This window comes from Barnesiella sp. CU968 (assembly GCF_905219685.1).
Taxonomy (GTDB): Bacteria; Bacteroidota; Bacteroidia; order Bacteroidales; family Muribaculaceae; genus Lepagella; species Lepagella muris_A.
This window is the reverse complement of the sequence record NZ_CAJMXD010000503.1, coordinates 1-1,781: the sequence shown is the minus strand read 5'-3', so window position 1 is coordinate 1,781 and position 1,781 is coordinate 1. Positions and strand designations below refer to the sequence as shown.

Here is a 1,781-nt window from a genome sequence, read left to right as displayed (position 1 = left end):
ACTCTGACGAACTGGCTCATATCGCTAAATTTTACAATCTGAAATCAGCAAGTTGAACTTGCGAAACTTAAATAAGTAAATTTAATAATTTTGTATTGTATGATATTTGTATTGTCATAAGCAAATAGTGGATTAAAATTTCATGTCTTTATAGACAATTTAACCCACTGATTGTTCACTCAGGCCAGGTTGTAATTTAATTGTTTTGAGTACGGAGATATTCTTCTATTTCAATTTTTGCCTGAGCGATATTAGGATTGGAGAGTATCGGAATCAATATATCAACCTCTTCAATGGGACGGTTCCACCATTGTAGACGCTCCAGCAAGTCAATCATTTCATCGTCAAATCTGCGGCGTATGACTTTTGCCGGATTGCCGACGGCTATCGAAAAAGGCGGAATGTCTGAGGCAACCGTGGCATTTGTGCCAATTATGGCTCCGTCGCCAATGTGTACGCCGGGCATGATTGTCACATTCTGCCCAATCCATACATCATTGCCGATGACAGTGTCACCTTTGATGGGCAACTCATCCATTACCGGAGCGATTGCACCACCCCACTCTCCCCCCATTATATAGAACGGATAGGTCGTGGCGCAGTCCATCCGATGGTTGGCACCGTTCATGACGAATGTAACCCCCTTGGCAATTGCGCAGAAGTTCCCGATAATCAACTTGTCACCTATGAATTCATAGAAATGCGTGACGTGCTCCTCAAATCTGTCAGCTCCGTCGATATCATCGTAATATGTATAATCGCCGATAATGATTCTCGGATTCTTCACCACATTCTTTATGTAGCAAAGGCTCGGAATCGCAGGGTTAGGAAATGCCTTGTCTTTGTCAGGATATATTTTCATGGTTATTGAAGTCTTTATGAATTAAGAATACTTTTGCAGTTGGTTCATTATCTTTTAATATATTACTGTAATTCAACCAATTTAAGAGATTCGTAAAGATACTCTACCATTTCATCATTATTAGAACCTTGACGCCAAAACGCATTGGGATGATACGTTTTAATGACCTTTACATCGTAATTTTCAACAGAGTATAGTTTTCTCCACTTCTCTTCATCAAAGTCTTTATGATGACAATAGTTTAAATCTTTAAATAAATATTCATCACTGATATCAGCACCCAGAACAATTATAATATCTGGTTTAAAGCTGTCGAGAATGTTTTTTATTGGACTAAAAATTGACTCTACACCTTCTATCATTCGCCAATATTCTTCCTTGTCTATTGACTCCCAATATCCCTCTTTTTCCAATGTTTTGGGGAGTTCTAATAAATTAGCGTTACCATATCCAATTTCGTATATAGACTTTTGTTCTTCTATGGATAAACTCCTAAGGTCAGAAGTTGATCTTAATCTTTGGTCTTTAAAAAACAGCTGCATTTTACAAAGGAATTCCCAAAATGGACCCTTATTATAACTCCATTCCTTGAGAATCCTTTCAGGGGTCACGACATTGTCATTTTTACTAAATAATAGCGAGTAATCATTAGAGTTATACGCCATTATCAAATCCTCGGGTTTAGTACCCCAATAATAAGTATCAATTCCGATATAAAAAACTGATGGCTTACTATTCCCATATTCGGCAAAAGAATATGGGATAAAAGGAGCCCACGGATACTTTGACCTTATTATTGAATCGTAATTATTCTTAGTGTACTCTTTTAAAAGAGGAATAAATACACTAGTGTCTCTTAAAAAGTGTTAATCAAATTCGAGGTCAAGAGTTGGATGGCAATTTGCTATTTGTGCTGGCT

General features: G+C 37.3%; 2 protein-coding genes. Both read right to left on the bottom strand.

Translation table 11 applies throughout. The annotated features are described in order from the left end of the window. Positions 1-196 precede the first annotated feature (196 nt). Positions 197-862 carry a CatB-related O-acetyltransferase gene (locus JX312_RS13125; protein WP_204458372.1) on the bottom strand — a complete coding sequence of 222 codons (666 nt, stop codon included), beginning with the start codon at positions 860-862 and terminating at the stop codon, positions 197-199. 62 nt (positions 863-924) lie between these two features. After that, positions 925-1,473, bottom strand: a complete 549-nt coding sequence (locus JX312_RS13120) for a hypothetical protein (protein ID WP_204458370.1) — start codon at positions 1,471-1,473, stop codon at positions 925-927. Positions 1,474-1,781: the final 308 nt, after the last annotated feature.